At 61.1% G+C, this 16,859-nt stretch carries 15 protein-coding genes; 9 read left to right on the top strand and 6 right to left on the bottom strand.

All coding sequences use genetic code 11. From position 1 onward, the window contains the following. Positions 1–14: 14 nt before the first annotated feature. Together dnaN and dnaA are read right to left on the bottom strand one after the other, a co-directional pair. Positions 15–1,118 (bottom strand): DNA polymerase III subunit beta, encoded by a 1,104-nt coding sequence (gene dnaN, locus KSP9073_RS01335; RefSeq protein ID WP_108841162.1) that lies wholly within the window; start codon positions 1,116–1,118, stop codon positions 15–17. Between the two features lie 97 nt (positions 1,119–1,215). After that, positions 1,216–2,766 carry a chromosomal replication initiator protein DnaA gene (gene dnaA, locus KSP9073_RS01340; protein WP_108841163.1) on the bottom strand — a complete coding sequence of 517 codons (1,551 nt, stop codon included), beginning with the start codon at positions 2,764–2,766 and terminating at the stop codon, positions 1,216–1,218. Between the two features lie 332 nt (positions 2,767–3,098). Here dnaA and rpmH point away from each other — a divergent pair, with 332 nt between their 5' ends. The 4 genes from rpmH to KSP9073_RS01360 all read left to right on the top strand — a co-directional run bounded on the left by rpmH (position 3,099) and on the right by KSP9073_RS01360 (position 6,502). Next, on the top strand, positions 3,099–3,233 hold the full coding sequence (gene rpmH, locus KSP9073_RS01345; protein WP_086623304.1) for a 50S ribosomal protein L34: 135 nt from the start codon (positions 3,099–3,101) through the stop codon (positions 3,231–3,233). 25 nt (positions 3,234–3,258) lie between these two features. Next, on the top strand, positions 3,259–3,636 hold the full coding sequence (gene rnpA, locus KSP9073_RS01350; RefSeq protein WP_108841164.1) for a ribonuclease P protein component: 378 nt from the start codon (positions 3,259–3,261) through the stop codon (positions 3,634–3,636). 78 nt (positions 3,637–3,714) lie between these two features. Continuing rightward, positions 3,715–5,400, top strand: coding sequence for a membrane protein insertase YidC (yidC, locus tag KSP9073_RS01355; protein ID WP_108841165.1), 1,686 nt, complete (start codon positions 3,715–3,717; stop codon positions 5,398–5,400). 136 nt (positions 5,401–5,536) lie between these two features. Next, positions 5,537–6,502 carry an NUDIX hydrolase gene (locus KSP9073_RS01360; protein ID WP_108841976.1) on the top strand — a complete coding sequence of 322 codons (966 nt, stop codon included), beginning with the start codon at positions 5,537–5,539 and terminating at the stop codon, positions 6,500–6,502. A 23-nt stretch (positions 6,503–6,525) separates the two neighbouring features. Here KSP9073_RS01360 and KSP9073_RS01365 read toward each other — a convergent pair whose 3' ends face one another. Continuing rightward, positions 6,526–7,926: a M20 family metallopeptidase gene (locus KSP9073_RS01365; protein ID WP_108841166.1), complete on the bottom strand. Its 1,401-nt coding sequence runs from the start codon at positions 7,924–7,926 to the stop codon at positions 6,526–6,528. 199 nt (positions 7,927–8,125) lie between these two features. On the opposite strand from KSP9073_RS01365, the gene nadA reads away from it, so the two are divergent. The 4 genes from nadA (at position 8,126) to KSP9073_RS01385 (ending at position 11,881) form a co-directional block, all read left to right on the top strand. Then, entirely contained in the window at positions 8,126–9,247 is a 1,122-nt protein-coding gene (nadA, locus tag KSP9073_RS01370; RefSeq protein WP_108841167.1) for a quinolinate synthase NadA, read from the top strand. Then, complete coding sequence (gene nadC, locus KSP9073_RS01375) at positions 9,244–10,110, top strand: carboxylating nicotinate-nucleotide diphosphorylase (RefSeq protein WP_108841168.1); 867 nt, start codon at positions 9,244–9,246, stop codon at positions 10,108–10,110. The genes nadA and nadC overlap by 4 nt, the downstream gene beginning before the upstream one ends. 239 nt (positions 10,111–10,349) lie before the next feature. Continuing rightward, positions 10,350–10,913, top strand: coding sequence for an isochorismatase family protein (locus KSP9073_RS01380; protein WP_108841169.1), 564 nt, complete (start codon positions 10,350–10,352; stop codon positions 10,911–10,913). Then, positions 10,910–11,881 carry a GlxA family transcriptional regulator gene (locus tag KSP9073_RS01385; RefSeq protein ID WP_243409065.1) on the top strand — a complete coding sequence of 324 codons (972 nt, stop codon included), beginning with the start codon at positions 10,910–10,912 and terminating at the stop codon, positions 11,879–11,881. The genes KSP9073_RS01380 and KSP9073_RS01385 overlap by 4 nt, the downstream gene beginning before the upstream one ends. A 70-nt stretch (positions 11,882–11,951) precedes the next feature. Here the strand turns inward: KSP9073_RS01385 and KSP9073_RS01390 are convergent, their stop codons facing one another. Together KSP9073_RS01390 and KSP9073_RS01395 are read right to left on the bottom strand one after the other, a co-directional pair. Next, the gene (locus KSP9073_RS01390; protein ID WP_108841171.1) at positions 11,952–13,109 is read right to left on the bottom strand and encodes an NAD-dependent formate dehydrogenase; all 1,158 of its coding nucleotides are present in this window, start codon (positions 13,107–13,109) and stop codon (positions 11,952–11,954) included. 141 nt (positions 13,110–13,250) lie between these two features. After that, complete coding sequence (locus tag KSP9073_RS01395; RefSeq protein ID WP_165814119.1) at positions 13,251–14,138, bottom strand: LysR family transcriptional regulator; 888 nt, start codon at positions 14,136–14,138, stop codon at positions 13,251–13,253. Between the two features lie 287 nt (positions 14,139–14,425). On the opposite strand from KSP9073_RS01395, the gene pgm reads away from it, so the two are divergent. Further along, positions 14,426–16,090 (top strand): phosphoglucomutase (alpha-D-glucose-1,6-bisphosphate-dependent), encoded by a 1,665-nt coding sequence (gene pgm / locus KSP9073_RS01400; RefSeq protein WP_108841173.1) that lies wholly within the window; start codon positions 14,426–14,428, stop codon positions 16,088–16,090. A 117-nt stretch (positions 16,091–16,207) separates the two neighbouring features. Here pgm and KSP9073_RS01405 read toward each other — a convergent pair whose 3' ends face one another. After that, complete coding sequence (locus tag KSP9073_RS01405; protein WP_108841174.1) at positions 16,208–16,840, bottom strand: flavin reductase family protein; 633 nt, start codon at positions 16,838–16,840, stop codon at positions 16,208–16,210. Between the last annotated feature and the right edge of the window lie 19 nt (positions 16,841–16,859).

Consider the following 16,859-nt stretch of genomic DNA (forward strand, 5'->3'; position numbering starts at 1 on the left):
ATGCCGCAAGAACGTCAGAGCCGCATCGGCATGACAACGTACATGGCGTCGCCGCCGCCGGGCGCTTCCAGCAGCGCACTGCTGTTGGGATCGGACAGCGTCAGCTGCACCTGATCGGTGTCCAGTACGCTTAGCACATCGATCAGGTAACCCACGTTAAAGCCGATCTCCAGCGCACTGCCGCTGTAGTCGATCGCCACGTTCTCTTCGGCTTCTTCCTGCTCGGGGTTGTTGGCCAACACCCGCAGGTTGCCCGCTTCCAGATTGAGACGTACGCCGCGATACTTCTCGTTGGAAAGAATCGCGGTACGCGAGAGCACCTTACGCAGCTCGCCACGTTCGGCCAGAATCTGCTTGTCGCCCCCCTTGGGGATGACTCGCTCGTAGTCGGGGAACTTGCCATCGACCAGTCGCGAAGTGAAGGTGTAGGCGCCGGTGCGCACACGCAGGTGGCTGGCCCCCAGCATCAGCGTGATCGGCTCGTCGCTGTCATCCAGCAGGCGCGAAAGCTCGACCACGCCCTTGCGCGGCAGAATCAGGCGCTGAGGTTCTTCAAGCGAGATATCGGCACTGCGCGAGCAGACCGCCAGTCGGTGACCGTCGGTGGCCACGGTGCGCACCAGATGATCACGCAGCTCAATCAGCATGCCATTGAGGTAATAGCGCACGTCCTGCTGCGCCATCGCAAACCCGGTGGCATCAATAAGCTGCTTGAGCGTACGCCGCGGCAGGGTCAGCTCGGTGCTGCCCTGATTTTCATCGATGCTCGGGAACTCGGCCGCCGGCAAAGTCGACAGCGTAAAGCGCGAGCGACCCGCACGCAGCAGCGCCCGGCCGTCCTCGATGGCCAGGGTGATCTCGGACTGATCGGGCAGCGACTTGCAGATGTCCATCAGCTTGCGCGCCGGGACAGTCACCGCACCACTCTCCTCAATGCTGGAAGGCGCAACGCGACCGATCAGTTCGACTTCGAGATCGGTGCCGGTCAGTGACAGCTCACCATCGCTGACCGTCAGTAATACGTTGGAAAGCACCGGCAGGGTCTGACGGCGCTCGACCACCCCCGCCACCAGCGACAGCGGGCGCAGCAGGGCTTCACGCGAAATGGAAAATTTCATGGGGCTCCACTCTTTTCAGGCTCTTGTTCCGGCCACAGTGTTGTCATGTCGATCACGGCGTTTGAGAAGCGTGCGATATCCATCGTGCGCTCGATCATCAGCTGGTTAAAAGACGCAGCAGGTTCTTGTAGTCTTCGCGAATATCGGAATTCTCTTCACGCAGTTCCACCACCTTGCGACAAGCGTGCAGCACCGTGGTGTGATCACGGCCGCCAAAGGCATCGCCGATCTCGGGCAGACTGTGATTGGTCAACTCCTTGGCCAGCGCCATGGCCACCTGACGCGGGCGGGCCACCGATCGCGACCGGCGCTTGGAGTGCAGATCGCTCACCTTGATCTTGTAATATTCAGCGACAGTGCGCTGGATATTATCCACACCGACCTGCTTGTCCTGCAGCGCCAGCAGATCCTTGAGCGATTCGCGGATGAACTCCTGATTGATGGGCTGGCCCATGAAATGAGAGTCCGCGATCACCTTTTTGAGCGCCCCTTCCAGCTCGCGCACGTTGGAGCGGATCTTCTGGGCGATGAAAAAGGCGGCGTCGTGCGGCAGATCAGCCTTCGCCTGCTCGGCCTTTTTCATCAAAATCGCCACGCGTGTCTCCAGCTCCGGCGGCTCGATGGCCACCGTCAGCCCCCAGCCAAAGCGTGATTTCAGACGCTCCTCGACCCCACTGATCTCCTTGGGGTAGCGGTCAGAGGTCAGAATCATCTGCTGACCGCCTTCAAGGAGCGCATTGAAGGTATGGAAAAACTCTTCCTGAGAACGCTCCTTGCCGGCAAAGAACTGGATATCATCGATCAACAGCGCATCGACGCTGCGATAAAAGCGCTTGAAGTCGTTAATGGCGTTGAGCTGCAGCGCCTTGACCATGTCGGCCACGAAACGCTCGGAGTGCAGATAGACCACCCGGGCGTTGTCTCGAAGACCGGCCAGATGGTTTCCGACGGCGTGCATCAGGTGCGTTTTACCCAGACCCACACCGCCATAAAGGAACAGCGGGTTGTAGGCACCACCCGGGTTTTCGGCGACCTGTCGCGACGCGGCACGCGCCAGCTGGTTGGATTTACCCTCGACAAAGGTTTCAAAGGTAAATCCCGGGTTCAGCCCGCTTTGATGGCGGATGCTGCCCTCGACCTGTACCTGGCGCTCGCCGTTGTCACTGCGGCGCCCGCCGGTGGTATTGCCGGAAGGCGGCGCGGAAGGAATTTCGCGCTCGTCATGATAGTTACCCCGCGGCGATGTCGGCGGCGAGGGCGGCATGGGCGCGCGTGCCGAGGCCCGGGTCACGCTTGAAGACCAGGCAGCCTGCGAATGATCGCCAGTGTCATCATGGCGAGGCGCTGCACTGGGCTCTGTTTGAGCGGCCGGACGTGACACGGGATTGGATACCGTGCGACGACTGCCAATGTCCAGCGACACCTTGGGCGGGCGGCCCTGAGCCAGCTCGCGCATCAGCTCGTTGATGCGCTTTAGATACTTGTCGTTGACCCAGTCACGCACAAAGCGATTGGGGGCCAGCAGGGAGAGTTCGTGGTCACTGGAACCGCTTTCGGCCTGCAGGGGACGGATCCAGGTGTTGAACTGCTGAGAACTCAGTTCATCCTGTAAATAGTCAAGACATTGCTGCCAGAGAGCGATGGACACACGCGACCTCTATCAATGGTGAGTCGTGCAAATGGGGCGGTAGTGTAACGCTCGTGCTACGGGTTATCCACACCGGGTTAGTGGTCGAAACCCGCTGTGGATAACCTTATCCCCGCTACCAGGGCCTCTCCAAGGCGTGCAGATGCGTGTGGAAAAACGATGTGCGCAGCTTGTGCACAAAGTTATACACAGAGCGGTCATATTCGTGCGTGGATAAAAATTGCACGTCTTCGTTGAATTCTCTAGAATCCCGGCTCTTGACCCCCGTGCGCCTCGATTTTGAGGGCATCGGTGTCACCGATCACTCAAGTCTCAATTCGGGAATCGCAACCATGAAACGTACTTTCCAGCCCAGCGTCCTCAAGCGCAAGCGTAACCACGGTTTTCGCGCTCGCATGGCCACCAAAAACGGCCGTCAGGTGATCTCGCGTCGCCGCGCCAAGGGCCGCAAGCGCCTGAGCGCCTGATCCTTTTAAAGGATCAGTCGAGCTCATGACCAATCACGGATTTCCCCGCGGTCTTCGAATCCTGACCGCCGGGGAATACCGTCATGTTTTCGAACATGCCAGTTTCAGGATTCACGGCAAGGGTCTTCTCGCACTCGCGACTCCGAACGATCTCGGTCACGTTCGTGTAGGGCTGGTGTTCAGCAAGAAGAACGTACGCCGAGCCGTGGATCGCAACCGTCTCAAGCGTTTGACTCGAGAATCGGTGCGACTGCGCCAGCAGTGGTTGCCGGGTGTGGATATTGTCGTGCTGTCACGCAAGGGCGTGCACGAGATCGACTCGGAAACACTGGCCAGACAGCTTCACGGCATGTGGCGACGCCTTGAAAAGGACGTCAAACGCCAGCCGGAGCATCAGCAATAATACGAGGCGCGACGAATCGCCGAGTGCGACCCGTCGTTTTCTTGCGCCGCGTCGACATTTTCCCACCGGGCAATCCCAATGGATCTGAAACGACTTCTTTTTGTCATCCCGCTGGCCGTACTTGCCTACCTGATGATCATTCAATGGAGCAATGATCACGGGCAAAACGACCGGCCCGATGAAGCGCCTCCCGCCCTATCCCAGCAAAGCAGTGACGTTGAACCCGGTGAGCAGTCGCTCGATGCACCCGATACCGGCAGTGACCGTGCCAGCACGCCACAGCCCGGCAACACCACTGACAGTCCCGATAGCGCTGATGCTCAAAACACCAGCCTGATCAGTGTTCGTACCGATGCCCTTGACCTTCGCATTGATCCGCGCGGTGGCGATATCGTCTATGCCGCCCTGCCCAAGCATCTGCAGCGCCTCGATAGCGATGCGCCCTTCGTTCTGCTCTCCGATGATCAGCGCCGCAGCTATATCGCGCGCTCCGGACTGCAGATGGAAGGCCACAAGGGCCGGATCACCTTCCGCCCCGAGCAGACCCGTTACCAGCTGGGGGATGATCAGAAGTCGCTTCAGGTCGACATGACCGCGACCGTCAACGGCGTCAACATCATCAAGCGCTTCACCTTCGAGCGCGACAGCTATGCGGTCAAGGTCGACTACCTGATCGACAACACCTCGCAGACGCCGGTCAGCGCGCGCTTTATCGGCCAGCTGACCCGTGACAACAGTGCTGATCCGACCAGCGGCGCCCGCATGGGCATGCATGCCTACCTGGGTGCGGCCTTCTCATCGCCGGATGATCACTATCAGAAGGTCAGCTTCGAGGACATCAAAAACGGCAAGTTCAACAACGCCGATGTCCGCGGTGGCTGGGTGGCCATCATTCAGCACTACTTTACCACCGCCTGGGCGCCCAATCAGGACCAGCAGAACCTGTATTACGCCGATGTCGACCAGCGCGGACGCAACGTGGCCGCCTTTGCCAGCGCCAGCGAGACCGTGGCGCCGGGTCAGAACGGTGATCTCTCGGCCACCCTTTATATGGGTCCCAAGGAGCACGAGCGCCTTGAAGCCGTGGCACCGAACCTGCAGCTGACGGTTGATTTCGGCTGGCTGTGGTTCCTCGCCAACCCGCTGTTCTGGCTGCTGACGCACATTCATGCGCTGATCGGCAATTGGGGCTTCTCCATCATCCTGCTGACCGTGCTGGTCAAGGCCGTCCTCTTCCCGCTCTCTGCCACCGCCTACAAGTCGATGGCCAAGATGCGCAAGATGGGCCCCGAGATGAAGCGCATCAAGGAACTGCACGGCGACGATCGTCAGAAGATGTCGCAGGAGATGATGAAGTTCTACCAGAAGGAGAAGATCAATCCTCTGGGCGGCTGTCTGCCGATCGTGATCCAGATGCCGGTATTTATCGCGCTGTACTGGATGCTGATGGAGTCCATCGAGCTGCGCCACGCGCCGTTCATGCTGTGGATTCATGATCTGTCGGCGCAGGATCCCTACTTCATCCTGCCGATCATCATGGGTCTGACCATGTTCCTGCAGCAGCAGCTCAACCCGACACCGCCGGATCCCACGCAGGCGAAGATCATGAAGATGCTGCCGATTGTCTTCACCTTCTTCTTTTTGTGGTTCCCGGCCGGTCTGGTGGTCTACTGGATTACCAACAACCTGCTCTCGATCACGCAGCAGTACTTCATCACCAAGCGTATCGAAAACAGTGATGTCGACAAGGAAAAGACGGTCTAGACCGTACGTGGCATTCGCCACACCGAAAACCCCTGCCACGGCAGGGGTTTTTCTTTATCCGCCATGCAGGAGACGGTTGTGACACAATAGTGTCGCCGTAACCCCTGCCGATCACGGAATGCCCCGGGCCGTCACCATGCCAGACAGCACTGTCATTGCCATCGAACTCTCCGCCGTCGTCATCGCCATGGAGTCGGCCACGCCCACGGTCCTGCTCACTCGCTCGATTGATCGCTGTCGCGCGCCCATGCTGCCGGCTGGTGACTTCGATCCGCGTCATCACCGTACCTTCGAGCTGGGCCTGCGTGACCGGGTCGCTCACCAGACCGGTCTGGCGCTGGACTACGTCGAGCAGCTCTACACCTTCGGCGACCAGGATCGTCTTCAGCCGGACGCGCCCGGTGAAATCACGCGCCATATTTCCATCGGCCATCTGGGGCTGGTCTCACAGCAGCAGACGCCACGTGATGAGCAGACGCTCTGGGCCAGCTGGTATGACCATTTTCCGTGGGAGGATTATCGTCACGGTCGCCCGGCGATCATCGACATGATCATCGCCCCGGCGCTGTCCCGCTGGACAAATGAAGCCCCGGACGAGGCCACCCGCGAGGCGAGACGCCAGCGCGCGCAGCTGGCCTTTGGCCTGAACGGCGCGCGCTGGGTCGATACCCGGGTGCTGGAACGCTTCGAACTGTTATATGAGGCAGGGCTCGCCCCCGAGGCACAGCATCACGACCAGGCCGAGGTCATCACGACCCTGCCGGGTGAACCCCTGATGTCCGATCACCGTCGCATTCTCGCCACCGCGATGGACCGCCTGCGCGGCAAGCTGCGCTATCGCCCGGTGATCTTTGATTTACTGCCCGAGCATTTCACCCTGTCCCAGCTGCAGCTGACCATCGAGGCCATCATTGGCTGTCGCCTGCACAAGCAGAACTTTCGCCGTGCGCTGGATCGCACCGGGCTGGTGGTGCCTACCGGCGCGGTGGATACCACCACCGGAGGGCGTCCGGCCGAGCGCTTTCGCTTTTGTCGCGAGCAGTGGCGCCAGCAGATGGCACCGGGCGTGCAGACTCCGCTGGCGCACAGCGAGTATCAGTAGACTCGCACGCCCGGGGCTGGCCATCAAAACGGCCGGCCTGGCTCTCCCAGATCCCAGAACAGTCCTGCCATGCCGGCAAGCCCCTGCGTCACGATGTGTTCAGGCAAATGCTCGTTGGGCGCATGCTGCTGACACGAGGGGTAGGAGTGCGGGACCCATACCGTTGGCAGCCCGAGTACATCGGCGAAGCAGTGATTGGGAATCGTGCCGCCCAGATTGGGCAGCAGATGGACCGTCTCTCCCAGGCTCTGCTGCATCGACGCCTGCACAAAGCCCACCCAGGGATGATCGGGATCAAGGCGCGTTGCGGCGTAGCCGCCCTCTGATGTGAGCGTCACTGCTTCAAATCCGTGCGCGTCCAGATGCGCTCGCAGCTGCTCCCCCAGCGTCTGCCAGGCCGTGCCTTCCACAAATCGCAGCTGACAGATGGCCTCCGCCCGGGCCGGAATGGCCGCTACCGGCTGATCCGTTGCGCCCGCCGACAGCCCCAGCACCTCAAAGGTGTTGGCACCATAAAGCCTTTCACCAAAGGTCATTCCCGGCTCGCCCCAGTCGGCATTGAGGGCAGGGTCGCCCTGCTCTCCCCCCACCGGCAGATCACGCACAAGCGCGCGGACCGAATCCGGCATGGCCGGGGCACGCAGAAAGTCTGCCCGCAGGGTGCCCTGCTCTGACACCAGCGTGCTCAGCGCATGAACCATTACCCACGCCGGATTGGTGATGACCCCGCCCCAGTTGCCAGAATGGCGGGCGCCGTTGCCCGGATCCAGCGTCAGGCGAAATCGATACATGCCGCGGGAACCGAGAAACAGGGTCGGCATGTCATGGCGAATGCGGGGGCCATCGGAGGCCACGAAAAGATCCGCCGACAGAGCCTCGGCATGACGGCGACAGGCGTCTTCAAGGCCCGGCGAGCCGATCTCTTCGCCCATCTCGAACAGGATCTTGAGATTAAATCCCAGACGGCCTTCCCGCGCCGTGATGACCGCCTCCAGCGCCGCCAGGTTGATACTGTGCTGACCCTTGTTATCGGCCGCACCGCGCCCGTAGAGCCGGCCCGCCTGCAGTGTCATCTGCCAGGGCGTGAGTCCGGCCTGCCACTGGTCGTCCTGCCCCGGCGTCACATCCCCGTGGCCGTACATCAAAAGCGTCGGCAGTTCCGGAGACTCCAGCCGCTGACCCATCAAAAGCGGCGGGCCATCCGGCTGCGGGTTCTCAAGTGGCTGACAGGTAAAGCCCAGTCGGGCCAGCAGGGGGGCGATTTCATCAGTGAGATAGTGATCCAGCGCGCCACGACAGTTCGGGGCCTGACTCACCGTGCGACAGGCGATGCGGCGGGCGAGATCCTCTGCCAGGCGCCCCGAATGCCATGTTTCCAGCGCAAGGGACAGGGCGTGTTCACGAGAATACGAAGACAGTGACATGTTGACTCCAGACAGCGCATTAGCGGCCATCGGACACCAGCGCCCGACAGGGTGACAGCGTGTGTCACTTTCCACAGGGCTGCAACAGGGCGCCACATGCCGCAGGACTTTCCAGAGCCCTTGATCGCATTGTTTGAAGGGTGCGAAAACGATAGGCTCTAAAATACTCATTTTGAGTATAATTATTCAGGAGCCTGCCATGACCGTGACGCCTGCCTGCCCGGAAGTCTCACCAGCCCGGGATATCGAGTCGCTGCTGCCCTCTTGTGACGCTGACGTGGCCCACCAGACCGATGCCCTGTATGTCCGGGTGGAAGACCATATCAGCGCCAGCGACTGGCCGGCCATCGCCCGTCGGGTGCATGCCATCCGAAGGCTTCAGCGCGAGCAGGACGCCGTGATTCTGGCGCATAACTACATGCCGCCGGAAATCTACGCGCTGGTCGGTGATATCTGCGGTGACTCGCTGGCCCTGGCGCGCGAGGCCGCCAAAAGCAGCGCATCCACCATCGTGCAGGCCGGCGTGCACTTCATGGCCGAAACCTCGAAGATTCTCTGCCCCGACAAGCGCGTGCTGCTGCCCGATACCAACGCCGGCTGCTCGCTGGCCGCCTCGATCACCGGCGCGCAGGTGCGCGAGCTGAAATCACGCTATCCGAACGTGCCGGTCGTGACCTACGTCAACACCAGCGCCGAGGTAAAGGCTGAATGCGATATCTGCTGCACCTCGTCCAACGCCCTCACTGTGGTGGAAGCGATTGCCGCCGAGTGGGGCGTCGATCAGGTCATCATGCTGCCCGACGAACATCTGGCGCGTAACGTGGCGGCGCGCACGCACCTGTCGGTTCTGGTCTGGCAGGGCAGCTGCGAGGTCCACGAGCAGTTCACCTCCGCCCAGGTGGGTGCCATCCGCCGCCGTCATCCCGGCGTCCGGGTGCTGGCTCACCCCGAGTGCCCGACAGAGGTGCTGGACGCCGCCGACTTTTCCGGCTCGACTGCGGCCCTGGAGCGCTGGGTCGATGATCACCGCCCCGAACAGGTGCTGCTGCTCACCGAGTGCTCGATGAGTGACAATCTGATCAGCCGCCACCCGCAGATCGCGTTTGTCCGCAGCTGTAACCTTTGCCCCCACATGCAGCGCATCACCCTGGACGGCATTCTGGGCGCGCTGGCCTGGGGCCAGCATGAAATAGTGCTGGATGACGCCATTGCCGTGCGCGCCCGACGCGCCATCGACGCAATGCTGGCGCTCCCTGATCCCGTAACGCCGGCCGATTTCACCCGACCGGCTCGCACGGCGCATGTCGAGGTGGTGTCATGAGCCTCCTCAACCGCGATATTGCCCCGCTGCCCAATATCCTTCTCGACCCCATCGTGACCGCCGCACTGGCGGAAGATCTCGGGCGCGGCGGCGATATCACCAGTGACGCGCTGATCGATGCCGATCACATCAGTCGCCTGCAGCTGCGGCCGCGTCGACCCGGCGTGCTGGCCGGCATGGACGTACTGGCCCGGGTGCTTTATCACGTCGATACCCGTATTCACCTCGAGGCTCATCGCCATGACGGCGAGCGCCTGCAGGCCCTTGACCCCATCGCTACTCTTGAAGGGCCGACCCGGTCACTTCTGACCGCCGAGCGAACCGCACTCAACTTCCTGACCCGACTCTCCGGCATTGCCACCCTCACCCGCACCATGGTCGATCAGCTCGAAGGCTGCACCGCGCGACTGGCCTGTACCCGCAAGACCACGCCCGGTCTGCGGGCGCTGGAAAAGCGCGCCGTGCGTCTGGGCGGTGGGGTCAATCATCGCCTGGGGCTGGATGACGCCATGCTGATCAAGGACAACCACATCGCCGCCGTCGGCAGCATTACCCATGCCCTGGCACGCGCCCGCGCACAGCTGGGGCATCTGCGCATGATCGAGCTGGAAGTCGACACCCTGGAACAGCTCGAGGAGGCCCTGGTCACACCGCCTCACGCCATCCTGCTCGACAACATGGACCTCAACGACCTGCGCCGGGCCGTGGCCATGACCGGCGGCCGCTGCCTGCTGACCGCTTCCGGCGGTATTGACGCCCAGCGCCTTCGCGAGATCGCCGACACTGGCGTGGACCTGATTGCCGTGGGCGCCCTGACTCACTCGGCGCCGCAGCTCGATATCGGACTGGATGCGATGGAGTGAAACATTGCCTGTTACACGTCACGCGATGACAGCGGAGAATCAGAGTAGTCTTGCCCACGAGGCGGGTTTGATGGCATTGCCAGAAACGCGTGACACTGCCGTCAGGCTGATGAGCAGGGCGATGAAATTTTTGAAATCACCATGTCCGAAATTGTCCGCTTTTTGCCGGCCATGCCCTCGTGGCGCTTCATGCCAGCCCGTAAGCTGAGATCTCTTCTTTCCTGCTTACGGAACCTGCCATGTCCGCTACTGCCCTGCTGCTGATCGACGTTCAGGCCTCTTTTCCGACTCGTCACTACTGGGATGAAATGCTGGCGAATGCATGGCGACCCTATCAGCGCCGCCTGCTCGATCTGGCCCACGAGGCCGGTACGCCAGTCGTGCGCATTTTCCATGAAGCCCCATCGAGCGAAGGTGCCTTTGACCCTTCCAATGGCTTGATACGTCCTCTGGAAGGGTTCGAGGATGATGTGGCCGTGACTTTCCACAAGACAGCTCATAACGCCTTTACGGATACGGGGCTCGCGCGCTGGTTACGCCTGAACCATATCGAGCGACTGATCATCAGCGGTATTCGTACCGAACAATGCTGCGAAACCACTGCGCGTGTCGGGTCGGATCTTGGCTTTGACATCGACTTTGTCAGTGAAGCGACCCTGACCTTCGACATGCAGCGGGCAGGTCGCCTCTGGAGTGCCAGCGATATACGCGCCCATACCGAGCTGGTATTGGAAGATCGCTTTGCACGCATCGTCACTGTCGATACCCTGGTATCAGAATGGCGAGAACGGAGTGCTGCTTGAACCATCATTTTGAAAGTACGCCGATAGAGATCGGCGTATTGATGCTGCCCGGCCAGGTACCGCTGGATGTGGCCGGTCCGCTACAGGTATTGCTCAGTGCCGAGCAGCTTGGCGCGCCCATTCACTTGCACTTTTTTGGCCCGCAGCCTTCATTACCCTGGCTGGGAGCGATGCAGCTCTCCGGCATAAAGCCACTGCCCAGGGAGGCCATTCCCCTTGATCTGCTGCTCATAACTGGACAGTACCGCCTGCAAGCCGATGAACGGGATCAACAGCTGGCCATCGACTGGTTGAAGTATCAGGCATCAGCAAGCCGGACCCTGATGGCGGTCTGTTCCGGGGCGCTGCTGCTGGGACGCGCCGGACTGCTCGATGGCCTTCGTTGTACGACACATCACGCCCTGGTTGACGAGCTACAAAAGCTTGCACCACGCGCCCGGGTACGCAGCGACTGTATCTTTACAGAAGATGCAAACTGCCTGACCAGTGCCGGCATCTCTACAGGGATCGATACCATGCTGCACTGGCTGGGCCGTACCCTTGGACAACACATTGCCCAGCAGGTCGCTCGCGACCTGGTGCTTTACTGGCGACGCAGCGGCCAGGAACCCCAGTTGAGTATCTGGCTGGAGGGGCGCAATCACGTTGACCACCGTATTCATCGGCTACAGGACGCGCTTGCTGCTGATCTGGCCCATCCATGGACGCTGGGGGAGATGGCAACCCGGTCAGCCATGAGCGAGCGTCAGTTGAGGCGCCGCTTCAGTGCGCTGACCGGTCTGTCGCTCATGGATTATTTGATGAGACTGCGATTGCAGCTCGCCCGCCAGCTGATGTGCGAGACCGACTGGCGTCTGGCGCGTATTGCCGAAGTCAGTGGTTTTGGTGATGACCGCCAATTGCGACGTGTATGGCAGCGCTTTGAAACCGAATCGCCTGCAATGTGGCGGCGTTTACGGGAACGCTGAAACGCTGGACCCAATCATATGCCATGGGCCAGTAGCCCATGGCATACAACATCCGCCCAAACATCATGGATCAAAGCTGGTAGGCATTGGCCCCGGCGCCGGCCAGATGACCGGCATCGACAATAAGATATTCCTGACGCAGCGGCCTGCCGGCGAAGAAATTCTGCAAAATTTCCAGCGTTCCGGCAGCGTAGCGGGTCTGAGCCGATAAAGAGGTGCCGGAGATATGTGGGGTCATCGCATGGTTGGGCATACGCCGCCAGGGATGATCCACCGGCGCGGGCTGCGGAAACCAGACATCGCCCCCGTAGCCTGCCAGTTGCCCCGACTCCAGCGCCCTGACCACGGCCTCCCGGTCGCACAGCCCGCCCCGTGCTGTGTTGACCAGGTAGGCACCGCGCTTGAACTTCGACAGCAGCGCATCATTGATGAAACCTTCGGTGGAAGGATAAAGCGGCGTTTGAACATTGACGATATCGCAGGCGCCCACCAGGGATTCCGGCGAGTCGTGGTAGGTCAGATCGAGCTCGCGCTCGACCTCTTCAGGCAGGCGGTGCGGATCAAAATAGTGCAGCGGCGTATCAAAGGGCTTCATGCGCCGCAGCACGGCAAGGCCGATGCGCCCGGCGCCAAGCGTGCCGAACGGCATCCCTTCGATGTCGTAGCTTCGCGAGACGCAATCGGCGATATTCCAGCCGCCGTTGAGGGCAATCTGATGCGACGGGGCGAAATTTCGAACCAGCGTCAGTGCCGTCATGATGACGTGCTCGGCCACACTGATCGAATTGGAGAAGGTCACCTCGGCCACCGTGATACCGCGCTCGGCCGCCGCCTTGAGATCAACATGGTCCGAGCCGATGCCGGCCGTCAGCGCCAGCTTGAGCTTCGGTGCCCGGGCAATGCGCTCCTGGCTGAGATAGGCCGGCCAGAACGGCTGTGAAATCACGACCTCGGCATCGGCCAGATGACGCTCGAAGACGGAATCGATCCCTTCCTTGTCGCTGGTCACGATCAGTTCATGGCCGTTGGCCTGTGCCCATGAGCGCAGACCGAGTTCGCCAGAGACGCAGCCAATCAATTCCCCCGGCGAGAAGCCGGGTTCACCCTCGGGCGTAGGGGCCGTCTGTCCATTGGGATAGGCGCTGATCTCGGGAATGTCCTCGCGCGCATACTGCGGCGGGTAACCGGTCACCGGGTCGGGATAGAGAACGCAAAGAATTTTGGCCATGTCGGGGCTCCATATCGGTCGAAAAAAAAGTGTCGAGGCACACCCCGAGCATCTCCGTCCGCCTGACATGGGTTCAAATCGTTTGTTCGGATGTCTTGATAAGTCCTTCTTATCTGCGCCTCAGACCTTTGAAATAAAAGACTAATATGAAAGATTCAGCGTTTGGGTATGGTCCCAGATGGCGCTGGCTACCGCCGGCAGATTGTCCTGACTCAAACGAATGAGACTGATGGTGGCACAGGGCTGATCGGCAATCGGGTTGAGGCGAACCCCGCCATCCATGAAATAGTCGGGTAGCGCACTGACCGGTGCGATGGCATATATCTGCCCTCGCCGAACCTCTTCATGAATGATGCTGGGAGCATTGGTCTCTACCACCACGCGCGGTGTAACGCCGGCCGCCTGAAAGCAGCGGTCAAGAATATGGCGATTGTGCATGCCCCTGTCGAAAAGGCAGAGGGGCAGAAGTCCCAGCTCGTGCCACTGAAAACAGCGCTCGGGGGCGATGTTGCTGCTTTCTGCAGAAAGTAGTACGAACGTTTCCCTGTAAAGATCGAGCGTCTCGAACCCCTGCTGAACCCCATGCTCGGTATAGGCAATCGCCAGATGAAGTTCCCGTTCCTTTAAGCGCCGCGCAATCTCCTGGGTACTGAGCGACACGATTTCCAGCGTCAGGTCCGGAATCACGCGACGATATTCATCAGCCAGCGTCGAGATCGCACGCAGTGCAGAGGGCACGGCACCGATGGCGAGATGACCGCCGGAGATGCGCTGGGCCAGCGCAGCCTCCTGACGCAACCCATCGAGGGAATCAAGCGTTTGACGCGCCCACTTCAACACACGCCACCCTTCTTCGGTCAGTCCCTGAAAACGCCGATCGCGCTGAATGATGGTGACCTTGAGTTCCTCCTCCAGCTGGCGTATGCCCGCGGATAGCGCCGGCTGCGAGACCCGACATGACTCGGCCGCACGTGCGAAATGGCGGTGTTCTGCCACGGCGACAAGATAGTGCAGTTGCCTGAGAAACATGATTCCCTCATGGATACGATCCTGTGGATACCCCGGCCCTCTCCCGTGAAAGCCATCGGACAAAGGGTACCGGGCAAAACACCATGTCATGATGATAAAAGCGCCGATCACAGGCGCCGGTCGCGACCTATCCAGAACCGCCCGCAACATGAAGGACAGGAGTGTGCGAAGCGTGACGTTTCACTGTATGAGGCGCCAGGCATGACAAAAAGGCACAGAGGCCCGCGCACCTCGCCTGCTAGAATGACGCGTAAATTCTGTTGTCACGCTTCTCAAAGGATGAAGAGATGAGCATCGATTCCAATGCAGGGCAGTTGCCCGACGAGCACCGCCTCGCCAATCTGCCGCGTCTGGTGTCGCGCTACTACAGCGAACGCCCCGACGTGTCGGATCCCGCCCAGCAGGTGGCCTTCGGTACGTCCGGTCATCGCGGCTCATCGCTGAAGACCAGCTTCAACGAGTGGCACATCTTGGCCACCACTCAGGCGATCTGTGACTACCGTCGCGAGCAGGGCATCACCGGGCCGCTGTTTATCGGCATGGACACGCATGCGCTGTCCGAGCCCGCGTTTGTGTCGGCACTTGAAGTGCTGGCCGCCAACCATGTTGAGACCTGCATTGACGCCGGCTGTGAGGAAACGGGCGGCGAGCCGGGCTATACGCCCACGCCGGCGCTGTCGAATGCGATTCTCAACCACAATCGTGATCGTGACCGCGATCTGGCCGATGGCATCGTGATCACGCCGTCGCACAACCCGCCGGTGGATGGCGGTTTCAAGTACAACCCCACCAACGGTGGCCCCGCCGATACCAACATCACCAAATGGATTCAGGAGCGGGCCAACGAACTGCTGGCCAACGATCTTGAAGGCGTCAAGCGCGTCAGCTATGCCGAGGCCCTCAAGGCGCCCACCACACAGCGCTTTGACTTCATCGACAGCTACGTCTCGGGCCTTGAAAAGGTCATCGACATGGCCGCGATCCGTGACTCGGGACTGACCTTCGGCGTTCATCCGCTGGGTGGGGCCGGCGTGCACTACTGGACCCGTATTGCCGAGCGTTATCAGCTGCCGCTGGAAGTGATCTCCACCACTGTGGACGCCACCTTTCGCTTCATGCGTCTGGACTGGGACGGCAAGATCCGCATGGACTGCTCCTCGCCCTACGCCATGGCCGGTCTGATCGAGAACAAGGACCGCTTTGACGTCTCCTTTGCCTGCGACACCGACCATGACCGTCACGGCATCGTGGCGCGCTCCACCGGCCTTTTGAACCCCAACCACTATCTGGCCGTGGCGATCGAGTACCTCTTCACCCATCGCCCACAGTGGGGCGATCAGGCCGCGATCGGCAAGACGCTAGTCTCCTCGTCGATGATCGACCGTGTGGCCGCGGGCATCGGCAAGCCCGTGGTCGAAGTCCCGGTAGGCTTCAAGTGGTTCGTGGACGGTCTGATGGACGGCAGCCTCGGCTTTGGCGGTGAAGAATCCGCCGGGGCCTCATTTTTGACCTTTGACGGCAAACCCTGGTCGACCGACAAGGACGGCATCATTCTCGGCCTGCTGGCCGCCGAAATGACCGCTGTCACCGGCAAGGACCCGGGCGAGCGCTATCAGGCGCTGACCGAGCGCTTCGGTGCACCGGTCTATGCCCGCGTCGATGCCCCGGCCGATCGCGACCAGAAGGCCCGCCTGGGCAAGCTCTCTCCCGAGCAGGTCACGGCCTCCGAACTGGCCGGTCATGCCATCACCCGCAAGCTCACCGAAGCGCCCGGCAACGGTGCGGCCATCGGCGGGCTCAAGGTGGAAACCGAGGCCGGCTGGTTCGCCGCGCGCCCGTCGGGTACCGAAGATGTCTACAAGATCTATGCCGAAAGCTTTGAAGGCGAAGATCACTTGAAGCGCATTCAGGAAGAAGCCAAAGCGCTGGTGGACGGCGTGCTCAAGGGCTGATCGTCCCCAAGGACAGCCTCATGAGAAAGGCCGGCGATTGCCGGCCTTTTTTGTGTCAGAACCATCAGGTGGCGACATGAGTCCACATGACGGTCCATTAATCGATGGCGCCCTGAACTACTGGCCCGAGTTGTCCGGGCGCTCCATATCAAAGCGCACGCTCTCGTTGATGGTGTAATAGGTGGTTGGCCCGCCAGAGCGCAGGATCGGCTCGGCGGCAGCGGTCTGATAGATGCCGTCTTCCAGCAGATGCTGATCGATGTGGACGCCCACCACTTCGCCCATGACCAGCCAGGTATCGAGCTTTTCGCCGTCGGCGGACTGCAGCTGGATCAGCTGAGTCAGTCGGCACTCGAACGAGACTGGCGCTTCCAGTACGCGCGGTACCTTCACCACGTTTGAGGCGGCCGGCGTCAGCCCGGCCAGCGCAAACTCATCCACATCGGCGCCGACGCTGGCGCTCGAGGTGTTCATCTTCTCGGCCAGCGGCTGCGTGGCCAGATGCCAGCAGAACTCGCCGGTGGCCTCGATGTTGGCCACGCTGTCCTTCCAGCCGGCGCTGGCAAAGCCGATGATCGGCGGCGCGGCACAAAAGGCATTAAAAAAGCTGTAGGGCGCCAGATTGAGTCCGCCCTCGGCATTTTGCGAGGAGACCCAGCCGATCGGGCGCGGGGCAATGATCGCCTTGAAGGGATCGTGCGGCAGGCCGTGGCCCTTGCGCGGCTCATAAAAGTGAAACGACTCGGTCATGAATGCTCTCCGGTGTTGC

Origin of the sequence: Kushneria phyllosphaerae (assembly GCF_900312995.1) — a bacterium.
In the GTDB taxonomy this organism is placed as follows: domain Bacteria; phylum Pseudomonadota; class Gammaproteobacteria; order Pseudomonadales; family Halomonadaceae; genus Kushneria; species Kushneria phyllosphaerae.